General features: G+C 46.7%; 18 protein-coding genes. 4 read left to right on the forward strand and 14 right to left on the reverse strand.

Annotation, left to right across the window (positions count from 1 at the left end; all coding sequences use genetic code 11):
* The first annotated feature begins 19 nt into the window (after window positions 1-19).
* From proC to AOU00_RS01910, 4 genes are read left to right on the forward strand one after another with little or no spacing between them, the layout of a single operon-like run.
* Window positions 20-886: a pyrroline-5-carboxylate reductase gene (proC, locus tag AOU00_RS01895; RefSeq protein WP_028540660.1), complete on the forward strand. Its 867-nt coding sequence runs from the start codon at window positions 20-22 to the stop codon at window positions 884-886.
* On the forward strand, window positions 883-2,094 hold the full coding sequence (locus AOU00_RS01900; RefSeq protein ID WP_069289801.1) for a 2,3-diketo-5-methylthiopentyl-1-phosphate enolase: 1,212 nt from the start codon (window positions 883-885) through the stop codon (window positions 2,092-2,094). The genes proC and AOU00_RS01900 overlap by 4 nt, the downstream gene beginning before the upstream one ends.
* Complete coding sequence (locus AOU00_RS01905; RefSeq protein WP_069289802.1) at window positions 2,091-2,768, forward strand: 2-hydroxy-3-keto-5-methylthiopentenyl-1-phosphate phosphatase; 678 nt, start codon at window positions 2,091-2,093, stop codon at window positions 2,766-2,768. The genes AOU00_RS01900 and AOU00_RS01905 overlap by 4 nt, the downstream gene beginning before the upstream one ends.
* Entirely contained in the window at window positions 2,769-3,437 is a 669-nt protein-coding gene (locus AOU00_RS01910; RefSeq protein WP_069289803.1) for a methylthioribulose 1-phosphate dehydratase, read from the forward strand.
* 154 nt (window positions 3,438-3,591) lie between these two features.
* Here AOU00_RS01910 and AOU00_RS01915 read toward each other — a convergent pair whose 3' ends face one another.
* From AOU00_RS01915 to AOU00_RS01980, 14 genes are all read right to left on the reverse strand, one after another.
* On the reverse strand, window positions 3,592-4,203 hold the full coding sequence (locus AOU00_RS01915) for a flavin reductase family protein (protein ID WP_069289804.1): 612 nt from the start codon (window positions 4,201-4,203) through the stop codon (window positions 3,592-3,594).
* Between the two features lie 164 nt (window positions 4,204-4,367).
* Window positions 4,368-5,150, reverse strand: a complete 783-nt coding sequence (locus tag AOU00_RS01920) for a hypothetical protein (protein ID WP_069289805.1) — start codon at window positions 5,148-5,150, stop codon at window positions 4,368-4,370.
* A gap of 1 nt (window position 5,151) precedes the next feature.
* Window positions 5,152-6,420 (reverse strand): multi-tm2 domain protein, encoded by a 1,269-nt coding sequence (locus AOU00_RS01925; protein WP_069289806.1) that lies wholly within the window; start codon window positions 6,418-6,420, stop codon window positions 5,152-5,154.
* A 97-nt stretch (window positions 6,421-6,517) separates the two neighbouring features.
* Window positions 6,518-6,988 carry a hypothetical protein gene (locus AOU00_RS01930; RefSeq protein ID WP_061829178.1) on the reverse strand — a complete coding sequence of 157 codons (471 nt, stop codon included), beginning with the start codon at window positions 6,986-6,988 and terminating at the stop codon, window positions 6,518-6,520.
* Complete coding sequence (locus AOU00_RS01935; RefSeq protein ID WP_069289807.1) at window positions 6,985-7,620, reverse strand: RNA polymerase sigma factor; 636 nt, start codon at window positions 7,618-7,620, stop codon at window positions 6,985-6,987. The genes AOU00_RS01930 and AOU00_RS01935 overlap by 4 nt, the downstream gene beginning before the upstream one ends.
* Before the next feature lie 54 nt (window positions 7,621-7,674).
* A complete protein-coding gene (locus AOU00_RS01940; protein ID WP_069289808.1) occupies window positions 7,675-8,403 on the reverse strand; it encodes a DnaD domain-containing protein in 729 nt (242 codons plus the stop codon).
* Window positions 8,404-8,406: 3 nt separating this feature from the next.
* The gene (asnS, locus tag AOU00_RS01945; protein WP_013310674.1) at window positions 8,407-9,702 is read right to left on the reverse strand and encodes an asparagine--tRNA ligase; all 1,296 of its coding nucleotides are present in this window, start codon (window positions 9,700-9,702) and stop codon (window positions 8,407-8,409) included.
* A gap of 132 nt (window positions 9,703-9,834) precedes the next feature.
* The gene (locus AOU00_RS01950; protein WP_013310675.1) at window positions 9,835-11,031 is read right to left on the reverse strand and encodes an acetate/propionate family kinase; all 1,197 of its coding nucleotides are present in this window, start codon (window positions 11,029-11,031) and stop codon (window positions 9,835-9,837) included.
* On the reverse strand, window positions 11,028-11,900 hold the full coding sequence (locus tag AOU00_RS01955) for a 3-hydroxyacyl-CoA dehydrogenase family protein (protein WP_069289809.1): 873 nt from the start codon (window positions 11,898-11,900) through the stop codon (window positions 11,028-11,030). The genes AOU00_RS01950 and AOU00_RS01955 overlap by 4 nt, the downstream gene beginning before the upstream one ends.
* Window positions 11,901-12,036: 136 nt before the next feature.
* Window positions 12,037-13,539 carry an AAA family ATPase gene (locus AOU00_RS01960; protein ID WP_069289810.1) on the reverse strand — a complete coding sequence of 501 codons (1,503 nt, stop codon included), beginning with the start codon at window positions 13,537-13,539 and terminating at the stop codon, window positions 12,037-12,039.
* Window positions 13,532-14,065 carry a hypothetical protein gene (locus AOU00_RS01965; protein WP_061829183.1) on the reverse strand — a complete coding sequence of 178 codons (534 nt, stop codon included), beginning with the start codon at window positions 14,063-14,065 and terminating at the stop codon, window positions 13,532-13,534. The genes AOU00_RS01960 and AOU00_RS01965 overlap by 8 nt, the downstream gene beginning before the upstream one ends.
* A 539-nt stretch (window positions 14,066-14,604) precedes the next feature.
* Window positions 14,605-15,129, reverse strand: coding sequence for a cell wall elongation regulator TseB-like domain-containing protein (locus AOU00_RS01970; RefSeq protein ID WP_069289811.1), 525 nt, complete (start codon window positions 15,127-15,129; stop codon window positions 14,605-14,607).
* 37 nt (window positions 15,130-15,166) lie between these two features.
* Window positions 15,167-16,468 carry an amidohydrolase gene (locus AOU00_RS01975; protein ID WP_069289812.1) on the reverse strand — a complete coding sequence of 434 codons (1,302 nt, stop codon included), beginning with the start codon at window positions 16,466-16,468 and terminating at the stop codon, window positions 15,167-15,169.
* Window positions 16,455-17,108: a redox-sensing transcriptional repressor Rex gene (locus tag AOU00_RS01980; RefSeq protein ID WP_023989135.1), complete on the reverse strand. Its 654-nt coding sequence runs from the start codon at window positions 17,106-17,108 to the stop codon at window positions 16,455-16,457. Before AOU00_RS01980 ends, AOU00_RS01975 begins: the two co-directional genes overlap by 14 nt.

Raw genomic sequence — 17,108 nt, forward strand, 5'->3', positions numbered from 1 at the left:
CCTTGGAGGTTATGAATCTATGTGTGAATCACAGACAAAGGTTTTAATTAATGAGCAAATTACATTTTTCGGGGCAGGATCAATGGCAGAGGCTATTATTCGCGGAATGACGGCTCGTTCTGTTGTCAAACCTAGTGGTATTACCGTCATCAACCGCAGTAATCAGGCTCGCCTTGAGGAACTTCAAAAGCAATATGGAGTCTTGTTCCAAACCGAGGATGCCGCCAAAACCGAGCTTCTGCGTCGTTCTCCGGTCATAGTGCTTGCCATGAAGCCCAAGGATGCTGCACAAGCACTTGGACAGCTCGGCCCACTTCTGTCTGATGAGCAGCTGATCATTTCGGTAATCGCCGGATTGTCTATTCGTACGATGCAAACGTTGCTAGGTCGCAAGCAGCCGATCGCACGGACGATGCCCAATACATCCAGCTCAATTGGGCTGGGAGCCACAGGTATTAGCTTTTCCAAGGAGATCAGCGAAAACCAACGTAAAAACGTGCTTACAATGTTCGAATCTGTAGGTACGGTAACGGTTATAGAAGAAGAGAAAATGGATGTTTTGACCGGGATATCTGGAAGCGGCCCTGCGTATGTCTACTACCTGATGGAAGCCATGATTGCCGGAGGAATCCGTGGTGGCTTGACCCCTGAGCAAGCGCACGAACTAACGGTGCAAACCGCACTTGGAGCGGCACGTATGGTGCAGCAAACCGGAGAGGAGCCTTCTGCCCTTCGCCATAAAATTATGTCGCCTAATGGCTCTACGGTAGCTGCATTGGAAATGCTGGACAAAGGTGACTTCTACGAAACGGTGATTGCGGCGGTGCAGCGGTGCGCTGAACGATCCCGCGAGATGGGAGCTGTACTCAAGGAGGGAATTGAATGAGCTATTGCTTGGCGACCTACCGGGTATACGATGACAAAGCCGATTTTAACCAAAAGGCCCAATCTATTGCCATCGGCATGACGGTGGGCAGCTGGACTGAGCTCCCACAAGCCAAACGGGACGCGATGCAAAAGCATCTTGGCTCGGTTCATTCTGTGGATATTCACGATGGAGGTCCCGGTGAACGGTACGCGGACCTGACCATCGCTTACCCGGATGTCAACTTCAGCCGAGACATTCCCGCTCTGCTGGTCACGGTCTTCGGCAAAATTTCGATGGACGGCCGAATTAAGCTAACGAAGCTGGGTTTCTCGGAAGCATTCCGCTCTGCTTTTCCAGGACCGAAATTCGGTATCAGCGGCTTGCGCGAGCAGCTTGGCGTGTATGATCGCCCCCTGCTCATGAGCATTTTCAAATCTGTAATTGGCCTCAATTTGGACGAACTTCGTGAACAGTTTACCCGGCAGGCTCTCGGTGGTGTTGATCTGATCAAGGACGACGAGATCTTATTTGAAAACGCGCTGACGCCGATTGAAAAACGTGTCGAAGCCTGCATCAAAGCCGCCGAAGCGGCTGAGCGTGAAACCGGTAAAAAGCTGCTGTATGCCGCTAATTTAACTGGACCGACCTCGCAGCTTAAGACACAAGCTCTCAAGGCCATTGATGCGGGTGCCAACGCGTTACTGTTTAACGTGTTGGCCTACGGTTACGATGTGCTGCATGAACTTAGCAGCGATCCCGCCGTCTCGGTGCCGATTGCAGCCCATCCTTCGTTAGCGGGTGCTGTTTATCCATCGCCACATTATGGTATATCGGCGTCCGTCCTGCTCGGTCAGCTTATGCGGCTGGCTGGCGCTGACCTCGTCCTCTTCCCTTCTCCCTATGGCTCAGTGACGATGCCGCGTGACGAAAACATGGCAATCCGCGATGAGCTGATCAACCCTGATCTACCGCTGAAGGCCAGCATGCCTGTCCCTTCCGCAGGGATTCACCCGGGCCTCGTGCCGCTCATTGTACGTGACTTTGGTACCGACGTCGTGGTCAACGCTGGGGGCGGGATTCACGGTCATCCGCTGGGTACAGAAGCTGGTGGGCGCGCCTTTGTGCAGGCGATTGAAGCGGTACAAAAGAATGTCCCGCTGGCAGAATACGCCCGTACTCACCCCGAGCTGCAATCTGCGCTCAACACATGGGGAGGCGAACAATGAACATAGCAAAGAAGCCCGTCATTTTTTGCGATTTTGACGGGACAATTACGAACAGCGACAATATTGTCGCCATTATGAAGCATTTTCAGCCTACAGGCTGTGAGCCCATCATGCATCAGATCGTAAATGGGCATACATCCATTCGTGAAGGCGTAGGTGCGATGTTTGCCCTGATGCCTTCGGAGCAAAAGGACGAAATTATCTCATATGTACTTGGACAAGCTGGTATACGCGAGGGCTTTGCACGCTTTTTGGACTATGTACGAGAGCAGCAGATTCAATTTTTCGTCACCAGTGGCGGCATTGATTTTTTTATTGATCCACTGCTAAAACCCTTTGACATTCCACACGAACACGTCTATTGCAACGGAGCGGATTTTTCCGGGGAGCGCATCCAGATTACGTGGCCGCATCCATGTGAGGAACCGTGTACAAATGATTGTGGCATGTGTAAAACGACTGTGATTCGTCAATATCCTTCCGAACAATACGAACGGATTTTGATCGGCGACAGCCTAACCGATTTTGAAGGAGCTAAAATTGCCGATCTTGTGTACTCCCGTTCGCATCTGACTTTAAAGTGTCAAGAGCTTGGCGTACCACATGTACCCTTTGAAACATTTGATGACATTATCGAGGATTTAAAGCAAAAACAGGAGCAAGGGGTGCTGTAAATGAGTTTTAACTTGGCAGACATTTCATTGGAAGAAAAACGCCGCGCACTGGAAGAACTCGCTGATGTCAAAGAACTATTCGCATCTCGCAACTGGTTCCCAGGCACGAGCGGCAATTTGTCGATCCGAATCGGTGACTTTCATCCCGAACAATTTTATTTTGCAGTCACCGCCAGCGGCAAGGATAAAACCAAGCGTACTCCGGAAGATTTTCTGTTCGTAGACCAGTACGGAAAAGCGGCAGAAGCGACAAACCTCAAGCCAAGCGCAGAGACGCTTATTCATTGCGAAATTTACCGCCTGACAGGCTGCGGAGCCGTTTTTCATGTGCATACCGTGTTTAATAATCTGATTTCCGAATATTACGGTGAGCAAGGCGCTGTACCTATCCAAGGTATTGAGCTGATCAAGGCTTTTAACATTTGGGACGAAAATGCTGCGATTGATATTCCTGTGCTGCCTAATTACGCAGATATTGCCTCGATTGCCAAGCTGGTGCCCGGTGTGCTGAATGTTCAGGTGCCTGGAATTTTATTGCGTAACCACGGCATTTATGCGTGGGGCCGTGATGTATTTGAGGCTAAAAAGCATTTGGAGGCGTTTGAATTTTTGTTTGAAACGACCTATCGCTCCCTGCTGCTGAAAACTTTGAAGTCAATAAACTCATAAATATCAAAGATGATTATCATTATTTGTAAAAGTGGCCATTGAATATCGAGAACGGAGCCTAAGCAATAGCACAGGAACGTTCTCTTTTTTATAATTAGGGTATTCTATTCTACTAGCCACATAAAATCTTAGGCATGCTGTAAAAAAACGCCCCCTATTGGGGACGCTCCAGCGTGAATTGCTCTCCTAGCTTCGCATAGTTGTTCCCAGCCAACCGACTTACTGGACGCAACTCCTTAGCAATCACATACGTATTTTGGTATGCTTCCTCGGACAAATGATACTGCACTACGCGTCCGATTAACAGATCACAGGCAGGTGAGTCCTCCTTGCCTCCCAACGGTATAACTTGTTCCAGAATACATTCCATGCGTATTTTCGCTTCTGCCACACCGGGAACTTCGATTTTTATACTTTTGACTGGGGTAAGGCCTGCCAGTGCAACCTCACTCTCCTGCGGCAACAGACGGGAAGCCGTCACATTCACCGCTCCTACATTGTCCTCGTCTGTGATATGTACGACAAATGCCTTATGCTCCATCGCATTACGTGCTGTATCTTTGGATACTCCATCGACACGTTGTACGGATACAGACAGCAGTGGCGGTTCAGAGGCTACGATGGAAAAATAACTGAACGGCGCACCATTCAGCACCCCTTCGCTGCTCAAAGTCGTTACAAAGGCTACCGGCCTTGGGATGATACTTCCGGTCAACAGCTTATAATTTTCACGCCCTGTAAGCGTATCAGGATTCAATGAAATCATTTTTCTCCCTCATTTCCGATCACAATCGCTATTCGACTGCACATCATCAAGTTTCGCCTGATAAGCAAATACACCATTAGCTAGCAACATTGATGACATCTCAGGCTTCCCTTTCAGTATCGCGTGAATGATACGAAATGTAAAGTTGGGGCCGGAAGATCTCCCTATTTTTCAATGATATTTCCTCGGCTATCGCGCACAGTAACCGTAATTCCCTCAGGTACAGCAATCGTAACATCAAGCTGCTGCTGAGTCTGCATAAAACGTGTCGGAATTTGACCCAGTAATACATACAATGTATCGCCGATTTGCTTGGTCTGGTATAAATCTTGTCCTTTTATTTCATCCTCTTTACCTGTGTATACATAACTTCCGAACACATGCACCTCCGGTGAGGTGGTTGCGTCAATTTTGACCGCATAAGGATCTTCTCCCTGTACAATCACCTTGGTCACTTCGGCAGGCAGTTTTTCATGCCAGTCTGGGAGAACCCTTGTTTCCTGAACCGAACTCATTATTTCTCTGACTTGCGGAGTGATCCCCAATGAACTGACCAAGGCAAATCCGATACAGCAAAAAACCAATACCGCCGTAATAAACATACTGAATAAATCATAACGAATGCGCTCACGCGTCCCTTTCCAAGCAGTATACATTAAAATTTCCAATCCCAGCAAAACAAAAACGACAGGCCACCAGGTTAACGCCTGGTCCAGAATGCCCGCTCCCCAAAACTTGGAGGCAAACGTTACGCCCCCCAGCAGGACAAGGAAAAGTCCCATTGACAGCCTTCCAACTTTCCACACCCCTGCCGGAGTGTTTGACGCTTTAGAGGAGCTATTTTTGTTAGATGATGTACCCAATATACCTGTGGCACCTCCTCCATCGCTATGAGGATGATGGACTCCCTTTAAGGGAGCCTCACTCTTTGAAAATTCAGTATCCATTCTATTGCTTCTCCTTTACTCGTTTAGATTTGGAATTCCCAATCATCATCCAAATACCACCGCCGATCAACAATAAGGATACGATAATCGTCCGTAGATACATGTCAACCAAATTATAAATCTCTCCGTTTGGAAATAGACGATCCAGAGTAGGAACTAGTACGTTGATTAAGATGTAATAGGCGCCCAGCAATAGTAACCCCAAGCCTACCCAGCGGTGATATTGTGCAAACATACCGATCACAGGTTTGTCGATCAGCGGCTCCCGTCCATAACGGCTTACTTGCTGCAATGCATCAAAAAAACTGTAAAACCAAACCACCGGAAGCAGGAACAAAAAGAGTGAAAGATGCAGCACATCCAGTACATAGATGCCTCCTAAAAACAAAAGCATGAGTTGGAGTCCACGCTTTTGCAAACCTATATACATATGTCCGGCACCGGGAAATACCGATAAAATGGTAGCCAGCATTTTACTTCGGCGTCCCTCGATTCTTCCATGCTCCAGTTCCTCAAACAAAGTCCGGTCCTGAAGAATTTCTCCAGCTTGTTTGCGATGTACATGCTGCACCGCATCAAACATGCAATACAGCCAAATGATCGGCAACACGCCCGCAAAGGCCAAAAATCCGGATTCGTTAGTAATGCTAGTAATAAAGATAAGAATCGCACCAAAGCCAAAAAAGGACAGTAAAAAAGATAATCCACGCTGCATCAGCCCCAAATGGAGGTGCCCCAATCCAGGAATGAACGACAGCAAAATCGTAAAAAAGCGCTCATTCTCCGATCCTCTTTGAAAAGCAGGTGATCCTGCCATACCATAGTGTCCTTGTTGATAATGGTTATTATAGCCCGGGCCATATCCCATTCCTGCTCCCGGTACATCCGTATCTGCGTGTGTTGCCCCCTCCGGTACCTCCCCTGTTAAACCAGCCTGTCCATAAGGTCCATTTTGCGAGTAAAAATCATATGGATTGGGCCCTGCATGAGGGGGGTATGGAGCAGCGACTGCACGAGGATCATAACGCAACAAGCTAATCATGATATGCAGCATGCTGAGTCCCCAAAAAAGGGCGGCAACAAACATACCGAATAATAAAGGCGATTCGTCTCTTACTACGAATGCAAGAAATAATCCTCCTGCCAAACATCCGAAAAACAAAATGGTGTATACAAACACATTGGCTTTTCGGGTCCAGTAATAGTGTCCCACACCGGGAATGATGTTCAATAGAAATGCCAAGAGCTTGCTTCTTTCCGTATAAGGCATCGCTACACTTCCTTTCTATTTATGGGATTTTGATAAAGTTCCCAATTGAAGGTTGCTATTTTTGAGTTTTTTCATCTCAGCCTTTATCCGATAAGATTTAGGGCTTTAATTTATCGAGCCAGGTTGTTGTAGCTCGCATGACCTCTTCACTGTAAGAAACGCGTTCTTTTGGAGGAATCGGCTTTCCGTCTGTTTGCGGCATCATTTTGTCAAAGGCTCCACTGGACAACAAGATCAACGTTAGGCTTGCGGCGACAACATAATGAAACACAGGTTTTTCAAACCAGCGGCGTTTTTTGAACATAACTTGACTCGGTTCAGCTTCTATCTCGGGAAGAACGGCCATTACCTGATCTGTGAAGCGCTCCGTATCCATCCAGGCAGAATAATCTTTTAAAGTTGACTCCAGTTGCTCCAGTGCAACAAGATATAACATCAGCGCCTGTTCGTCTTCCAGCAGTAGCTTTTCCAGCCGGGCAGATTCTTCTATCGTGCAAGTTCCTGCAATGTAAGCATGCCAGTCATTCGATTTCCCTTCAATCCACGGTTTATCTTGTTGGTCAGTCATTGCCATTCCTCCTCCTTCCAGTGATTTCGAATCCATAGCCGCGCCCGATAGAGTCTCGACTCTACTGTTTTTAAAGCTACCTGCGTCTCTTCTGCAATTTGATCGTAAGTTTTGCCCTGCATATAATAGGCTTGAATAATATCCCGATGTTGCTGGGGCAACTGGGCAATTTTTTGCGATAGTTCTACAGTTTGCTCCTCGCGGATGAGACGGGCCAGCACATCCTCATCCCGGGAAGGGAGCTGTACAAGGGATTGTGCCACGTCTATAAGCTCTGCGGGTCGTCTGTCCTGTTTGCGCTTAATATCCAGCGCTTTGTGGAGCGCAATTCGGCTCAGCCACGTTTTAAATCCTTCGTTCCGGTACTGGGGGAGAGACTTGTACACCTGAACGAACGCCTCCTGTGCGGCATCTTCGGCTTCCTTGCTGTCATGCAGTACCGAATAGGCGATATGAAATACATGCTTGCTGTACAGCTCTACGATCTCACGGAACGCCTGCCGGTCACCGGACCGTATTCGTTCAATGATTCTCTCTATATCAATGACGCTCTCCCCCTTCCCAATACTATAGACGCCAGGAAATTTCCTTCCCCTGCATATTTCGAAAAAAATATTTAAAAAAGGACACACCCTCCTGACGGAATGGTGTGTCCTCTATCATTAAAGCCTATTTAGACCGATATATCAATTGCGTCCGCCACCACGGAATCGCTGGGCGTATTCTTTGGCATCCTGTGCATTACGAACACGGTTTCGGCTCCACTCCAGCAAAATACGGTCTATATACCGGAAATGTACTTTCCCTGCAAATACCGCTTCCTTCAAAGCCAGCAAAATCAGCTCCTCGGGATACCGATCCTGATCCACCCAGCTGGTGATCGTCTCGTATTCCATCGGTGACAATGGGCGCCCGAATTCTTTCTCAAAAATCGTGAACAAATTCCGTTCTTCTGTAAGCGGGGATTCTGATATTCCATTCAGTAAATCCGGCTTTCCGGCAAACAAAATGTCATCTTCATCGTGCTGCTCATTACGCTCAGCGATCATACATTCTGCCAACTTACGGTACAGCCCCGTCAAATTGTAACGTTCGAATTGTACGGATGAGCTGCGGTCTTCTACGGAATCGATTCTCAAAAATCCTTCTTTCATGAGCTTACTGAAATAGAGTGCGATTTCGTTCGCAGTGCATCCGATACGTGACTGCAATTGTTCCCATGTCGGAAATTCATTACGTTCCGCTTGTTTAAAGGCAAGCAACTGCATCAGTAGCAGCATTTCACCATCCGTCAGCCGAAGTGTCCGATAATGCTTGAGCAGGGCGTAGGGAATCTGGACCATTCCGGCTTCCATAGCAAAGGCTACTCCCTCCGCCCATTCTGCCGCTGATGTCTTGTCGAATGATCCGGTCATCGGTTACGGATACAAACGATACAGCATACGTGGGAACGGAATCGTTTCACGTACATGATCGAGCCCACAAATCCATGCTACTGTGCGCTCCAGGCCCAGTCCAAAGCCGGAATGCGGAACGGTACCATAGGTGCGCAGATCCATATACCATTGGTAGGCTTCACGAGCCAAGTTATGCTCGTTAAAACGTTCTTCCATCAATGCTGGATCATCAATCCGTTGGGAACCCCCGATAATTTCGCCGTAGCCTTCAGGAGCGATCATATCGGCACACAAAACAACCTCTGGACGGGTCGGGTCGGGTTTCATATAGAATGCCTTAATGTGAGTCGGCCAATGTGTAATGAACACAGGCTTGTTATATCTTTCAGCAATCGCCGTTTCATGAGGAGCACCAAAGTCTTCTCCCCATGGGATATCGAAACCTTCACCTTGAAGGAAGGCAATCGCCTCATCATACGTAATACGTGGGAATTCGCCTTGAATTTGCTCCAGCTTCGAAACATCGCGTCCGATTGTTTCAAGCTCCTTCGCACAATTTTTCAGAACAGATTGCACGATATGACTTACAAACTGCTCCTGAACGCGCAAGGATTCTTCATGATCCACAAAAGCCATCTCAGGCTCGATCATCCAGAACTCAATCAGGTGACGACGTGTTTTGGACTTTTCCGCACGGAAAGTTGGACCAAAGGAATATACTTTGCCCAGTGCCATTGCCGCGGCTTCCATATACAACTGCCCGCTTTGTGTCAAATACGCATCTTCATCAAAATATTTAATGTGGAACAATTCTGTTGTGCCTTCTGCAGAGGAAGGAGTCAAAATGGGTGGGTCCACCTTCGTAAAGCCGTTGCCGTTAAAGAATTCCTGTACAGCACGGATAATTTCCGCCCGTACGATCAGAACAGCACGTTGCTTGGCGGAACGCAGCCACAAGTGACGATGATCCATCAGGAAATCTACACCATGCTCTTTGGGTGTAATCGGGTAGTTTTCGGTCAAATGAATAATTTCAATGCCTGTAACCGTTAATTCAAAGCCCGATTGGCTACGCGGTTCTTCACGCACCACTCCAGTAACGTAAAGGGAGCTCTCTTGAGTCAAGGATTTGGCGTCATTCCAAATATCCTCGGACACTTCGCTTTTCACGATAACCCCTTGAATATACCCGCTACCATCGCGCAGTTGCAGGAACTGAATTTTACCACTAGATCGTTTATTGTTTACCCAAGCGCCGATTGTAACCGTTTCCCCTACATGGCGACCCACTTGGGCAATCGTACTTTTATTCGTCATGACCGTCTCTCTCCTCTTAACCGAAAATCAAACAGCCCTTCCCCCTGGGTCAGGCTGTTTGCTCTCGCTGTTTGGTGCATGCGGAACTCAAACGTAAGTCCGCATGCATAAAGTTTATACTTTCGAACCGAACTACTGAACCAGACGGAACGTGTCACGGGCAATAACCAGTTCTTCGTTCGTTGGAATGATCAGTACTTCTACCTTTGAATTTGCAGTTGTAATCCGGCGAGGCTCGCCAGAACGAATAGCATTCAACGATTCATCCAGCTCGATACCGAGGAATGTCAATTGCTCCAACACTCTCTTACGCAGAACGATGGAATTCTCGCCTACACCTGCTGTAAATGCAATTACGTCTACCCCGTTCATTGCGGCAGCATACGATCCAATGTATTTGCGCAGACGGTATTCATACATTTCGAATGCCAATGTAGAATTAGCTTCGCCTTTTTCCATACCTTCTGTGATTTCACGCATGTCACTGCTGATACCGGAGATAGCTAAAAGTCCACTATGCTTGTTCAGCATGGAATTGACTTCATTGACAGTCAATTCTTCTTTGTTCATGACATAAGGTACGATTGCTGGGTCCAAATCACCACTACGAGTACCCATCATAAGACCTTCCAGTGGAGTCATACCCATGGAAGTATCAACAGACAAACCGCCTTGAACTGCTGTTACACTACCACCATTACCGATATGACAAGTGATAATCTTCAGGTCTTCCAAAGGACGACCAAGGAATTTGGCGGCTTCCTTACTTACAAAATCATGGGAAGTGCCGTGGGCACCGTAACGACGAACCTTATACTTATTGTACAACACTCTTGGAATGGCGTACATATAAGCTTTTTCAGGCATGGTTTGATGGAACGAGGTATCAAATACCACAACCTGCGGTACATCTGGCATATTCAATTCAGCCGCTTTAATCCCCATCATGGAAGCAGGGTTATGCAGTGGTGCCAGGTCAAACAAGCGGCGGATTTCACTCTTCGCTTCAGGCGTTACAACTGCTGACTGTTTGAAGATTTCGCCTCCATGAACCACACGGTGGCCAACAGCCTGTATTTCACTAGTACTGGAGATTACACCATGTTCAGCATCTGTGAGTGCGTTCAGCACTTTACGGATGGCTGTAGTATGTTCCAAAATTTCGCTAACTTCGGTGTATTCTTCTTTATTGGTTGGCTTATGCGTAAGAATGGAGGAATCCATACCGATGCGCTCTACCAATCCTTTTGCCAGAACGGACTCGTCTGTCATATCATACAATTGGTATTTCAGGGAAGAACTCCCTGCATTGATTACGAGAATTTTCATATCCGGTCACCATCCTTGTCGTACTTAAAGAAGCCTTCGCCCGATTTCACGCCCAGATTACCTGCACGCACCATTTTCTTCAGTACGATGGACGGACGATATTTCAATTCGCCGAATTCACGGAACATACGCTCCAGAGCAGCCAAAACGGAATCTAGACCAAAGCGGTCAGCCATTTCCAAAGGACCGCTTTGGAAGCTATAGCCGATTCGCATAGCGTCATCGATATCTTCAGCGGAAGCCACGCCCTCTTGAAGTACATGGGCCGCTTCGTTAATCAGCAGACAGATAATCCGGCTTGTTACGAATCCAGGAGATTCATAAATCATGACTCCTTTTTTCTCCACTATTTCTTCCACGAACATTTTAGTATGTTCAAATGTATCGTCCGAAGTTTTCAAACCACGAATAATTTCTACAAGATCAATACGAGATACTGGATAAATAAAGTGCATACCAATAACACGCTCAGGATACTTGGTCGAGCTAGCAAGCTCGGTCAGGCTCAGCGTGGATGTATTACTTGCAAGAATAATATTGCTTGGACACACATAGTCTAGCTCTTGGAACACTGCTTTCTTCTCGTCCAGATTCTCTGTAATAGTCTCAATGACCATATCGCAGCTGCCGAGCTCCGCCAAATGGATTACTTTTTGAATACGGGATAAGATCAATTTTTTCTCAGCTTGAGTAATTGCCCACTTTTCCAGTTGTTTGTCCAGACTCGTTTCAATCATATTGTAGGCGTAGTCTAGTTTCTCTGGTGTCTGCTCTACCAACAGCACATCGATTCCTTTGGACGCGAGCATTTCAGAAATCCCCTGTCCCATGGTGCCGCCGCCGATGACGCCGATTTTTTTAAATTGCATGATTCTTTACTCCACCCTTTCCTGGTCACTCTCATATATTGTATCCTTCTTTGTCGAAAAATACATGTTTATGTCCCAATAGATAATAATATCTTAGCACGGACTAAAAGTAAAAAAAAATAACCAGCATAAAAAATTATGCTGGTAATAAAGCATTTTCACTAAATTGACATCTAAATTGGTCTCCAGACAGAGTTTCTTCCTTCATCAGGATGTCAAGTGAGTTGTCGAACACAGGACGATGCTTTTCCAGCAACTCCAAAGTTCGGGTATGCAGGTCAGCCATAATCTCGCCATTTTCCCGCATAAGTTCTTCTTTGGTTACCATTTCCATGTTAATAATGCCAAGTGAAGTCAAACCGGAAGTCATCATCGTATGGACGATGTTCAGCGCCTGCTCAAAATCATTACTTGAGCCGGTACTGCGACCGCCATAGTACATTTCTTCCGCTGTAGCCCCTGCGAGCGAGATCATGATCTGCTCCTCCAGGAACTGCTTGGTGTATAAATAATGCTCTTGCTGTGGATTGTGGCGCACATAGCCAAGCGCTTTCCCACGTGGGCTAAGTGCTACCTGGCTTACGCTACCAGGACGAACAATTTCGGCCATAATAGCATGTCCCAGTTCATGAATCGCTACACGTTTTTTCTCTTCCAACGTCGATTCTCGATCTGTCTTTTCACCCATCATTACTTTGTCAATTGCCATCGACAGATGCTTCTGCGCAATCATTTTCTGATCCTGTCTCATCGCATAGATTGCCGCTTCATTCATCACGCTCTCCAGCTGTGCGCCGGAAAACCCGTAAGATTCCTCAGCAATTTTGTCCAGATTCGCATCTTCCTGAATCGGTTTGTTTTTGGCATGAATTTTAAGAATATGAAGACGGCCCTTCTTATCAGGCAAATCCACTTGAATATGACGGTCAAAACGCCCTGGACGCGTTAAGGCGCTGTCCAGCATTTCTTTACGGTTTGTTGCTGCAATGATCAAAATCCGCGGTGTATCTGCCGAATAAATGCCATCCATTTCTGTCAGCAACTGATTCAAAGTCTGATCATATTCTCGTTGCTGTCCACCCTCACGTTTACCACCAATTACGTCGATCTCGTCAATAAAAATAATCGCATTTTCCTTCTTTTCCTTGGCTGCACGAGTACGTGCCTCCCGAAACAACTCACGGACACGACCCGCGCCAACACCAACGTACATTTCAACAAATTCACTACCTGAGGCTGCAACAAATACAGAATTAGTATAGTGTGCGGCTGCTTTCGCCATCAGTGTTTTCCCTGTTCCCGGAGGACCTGTGAGCAGAACACCTTTTAATGGACGGATACCAAACTTGGAAATTTCATCATGTCGATTCAAAAAGTCCAGGGCCTCACGCAGCTCCTGCTTAGCGCTTTCCTGCCCACCGATTTCCTCAAACGTCAGTTTGTCCGGACCATTTTTTTTGCGTTTACGTTCTTGTCCAGCACCTACGGCCAAACCGCCACGCGCATGCATGAGCATTAACAAGCCGCTGAGCATCACGCCAGCTACTAGAAGAGGGATAATATTCACCCCAATAAAAACGAGAAATATAATAGTCACCGGCACTATGCCGATTAATGTTTCCTTGATCCATCTAGGCATTAGGCCATACCCCCATTTGCTGAGATTGACGTGGCAAAACGATAAACTTGGTCGCTTTCCCTTCGCTGAGTCGGATATAGACATTGTTCGAATCCATGTCGGTATCAGCTTTGATACCCGTCTTTTTCTTTTTCATCTGCTCAACTGTAGATGAAATTTGAGTATACTTTTTATTTTCCATCGCTTCGGCTACAGGAAACATAGCCTCAGACCACCATTGATTCAGTGCTGAATTGGAACGATCTTCAATATCCAGCTTAATGGTACGGCTGCCAATGATGGTTTGTCCTTTTTGCTTAACCACATCGACTAATCCGGCCACATCCGCCTGTGGTTTGAGATCTAGTTTCAATACAACCTGATCCTGTTTAATATCTATTTGAGCGCTTGTCACGCCTGGATATTGAGAAACCAGTTTTTCCAGAGGACTTTGCATTGTAACCTGACGGTAAATGAACCATCCCCCAAATAGCAGCAAAGCTGCCAAAACTGCCGCCACAACGATAGGAACTGCACGCAATTTCAAACAACATCCTCCTCTCAAAATGTAAAACACAGAAGAAACGGGACGAATGTCAACAAACAACCAAATTGCATGATCTTACAGCGATCAGCAATTCTTTTTTCTATCATTTTTGTCTATCACTTATAAAATATAGTATATCATAACGTATATCTAATATCGAAGGCAATGTGTGGAGGAGTTGTGATGAGGCAAAATCTTTGGTTAAGGTGGAGGCGAGACGCTGAGCGTAGGATTTGATCTTACGATCGCTGTTGCCACCCGATTTTTCTCGATTATATTCTTACGGAGAAAATCCGGCGGCAAGGCGAACGCTCCGCTTCTCCAGATTCAAATCCTCCACTCCGTACTGTCCGCCATAAAGATGAATTTGCCCTAGGAGAGAAGATGGATAGGTAAAGATGCTTCACTGGTTTTCAGCCCATTATACGGCATAGCAAGACTAAAAGACGTAAATACGAATTTCATCGCATTTACGTCTTTTTCTTAAGCTTTCAATTATTTACTAGTCATTCATTCCACATCTGCTAATCCTCAACCAGCTAGTTATTGGGCAAAGTATATTTTACACCCGTCGCTACCCCATCTGAGAAACGATAAAAGCTGTAGTAATGATGACTTCCATCATCGTAAAACAACTGCCACACATATTCGCCATTGAACACACTCGGCTGAAGCCTTACAATTTTTACACCTGGAAGCTGCTGCTGAATTATTGCCGTCATTTTTTGCTCATCGACTCCATTCTTCAGCAGTTCGGTGTGAACACCGCTATTATCTGCGGCAGGTACGTTAGGTTGTCCTTCCACTTTTTGAAAAGGAACCCACACCATTATATTTTCATTCTGTGCATTTTTCCCTTGAACCACCCAATATACCTGATCCCACACAGACTTCCATGTTTGAGTCGTGTTAACCAGACCACCTGATTGCTTGGCCTTAATGATAGCGGCATTTTTCTCAGCCACCTGGTCTTGAGTAACATAGGAATAATACCAGAAAATGCTGACCAGGATCAGTATTACGGCCAAAATGGCGACCGCTATCCACTTTTTCTTATTTTTCAAACCCGTGCTTCCTCTCTAAGGGGATGTGACACCTGAATTAGCGCGACAGCAGCCCTTCAAAGGCGGCTTGTGCCTCATGTTTGATGCGTTCCTCGTCCATAGTCAGGCATTCGCCGTTTTTCACAACCTGACGACCGTCTACCCATACGTGAACCACGTCTTTGGCGCTTGCTGAGTATACCGCATGGGAAATAAGATCTGTACGCGGCAAGAAATGTGCCTGATTCAGATCCAGCGCGATAAAGTCAGCCTTGTTGCCTGCTGCCAACGCTCCTACTTCTTTTAAACCAATTGACTTTGCACCGTATTCTGTTGCCAGACGCAGCGCTTCACTCGCAGGAACTGCCGTAGGGTCACCAGATACACCCTTGTGAATAAGTGCTGCCAGACGCATTTCCTCGAACATATCCAGGTTATTATTACTGGCAGGACCATCCGTTCCGAGAGAAACGGTAACCCCTGCACGCAGCAATTCAGGCACTCTTGCCACACCACTTGCCAGCTTCAAGTTGCTACCTGGGTTGTGCGAAACCGCTACACCACGTTCAGCCAGTAAAGCTATTTCTTCGTCATTCAAATGAACGCCATGGGCAACAAGCGAAGGACGGGAGAAAAAGCCAAGCTTATCCAAGTGTGCAACTGGACGCAAACCGTAGTCACGTACGTTTTGCTCCACTTCGGCGATCGTCTCAGACATGTGCGTATGCAGCGGCAAATCCAGATCATGCGCAGCTTGTACGAATTTTTCAATAAACGCAGGTGGACAGGTGTATGGCGCATGCGGTGACATCATCGTTGTAATACGCCCGTCTGCTTTACCATGCCAGTTACGCGCAAAAGTTACGGCCTCAGCCAGCTTGATTCGCTGTTCTTCCTCCGAACATAGTCCAATTGCTCCACGCATCAGACTTGCACGAATACCTGACTCTTCAGCCACACGAGCCACCTCATCCATATGATCGTACATGTCCAGGAAGGTCGTTGTTCCACCTTTCAGCATTTCCAGCACAGACAACGACGTACCCCAGTACACGTCCGTAGATGTAAACTTGGCTTCCATAGGCCACATTTTTTCCTGAAGCCATACTTGAAGTGCCAAGTCATCTCCATGCCCACGCAGCAGAGACATCGCCGCATGACCATGAGTATTAATCAGACCAGGTAAAAACAAAAGCCCCTTACCATCGATCGCTTCTGTCTCTTCCTCACCCGAAGGCAAAGTCTCGCCAATGTAAGTAATGCGGCTATCTTCCACAATCATAAAACCATGGATTACCCCAGCTTCTGGTCCATTTACGGCAAAAGAGCCGTTTTTAATCATCCATTTATTCACTGTCATATTGTGTTTCTTCCTTTCCGTCCTCCAAATAATAAGCGAGGCTAAGCAAATCAGTTGTAAAGTCTGTGGCATGAATCCGAATGTTGGCCGGTGCCTTGAGAGTAGTCGGTGCAAAGTTCAGGATCGCTCCAATTCCGCTCTCAATAAGCCTGTCAGCCACGTGCTGTGCTTCAAAATCAGGTACGGTAATAATCCCGATTCGAATGTTTTTTTCTCTCACAGTCGCTTCCAGTTCATCCATCGGTTGCACGACCAATGTATTGATCTTGGTCCCTACCTTATCCGGAAACGCATCAAATACCGCTACAATCTTCATATTGTCTTTTAAATAAGCGTTATAATTCGAAAGGGCTTGCCCCAGATTACCCGCTCCGACCAATACTACATTAATTTGCTGATCGATTTTCAGGATATGGCGTATTTTCTCAATTAGATAAGAAACATCATAACCGATACCCTTCCGACCAAAATCTCCAAAATAGGCGAGATCTTTACGGATTTGGGCCGGGTTCAAATCTAGCCTCTGTCCCAACTCTTGAGAAGAGACCGTAGCCACCTCCCGTTTGTGAAGTGCATTCAGATAACGTAAATATACGGGTAACCTCCGTACGACAGCCTCTGAAATTTTATCTGATTTCAT

The organism is Paenibacillus polymyxa (genome assembly GCF_001719045.1).
Classification (GTDB): domain Bacteria; phylum Bacillota; class Bacilli; order Paenibacillales; family Paenibacillaceae; genus Paenibacillus; species Paenibacillus polymyxa_B.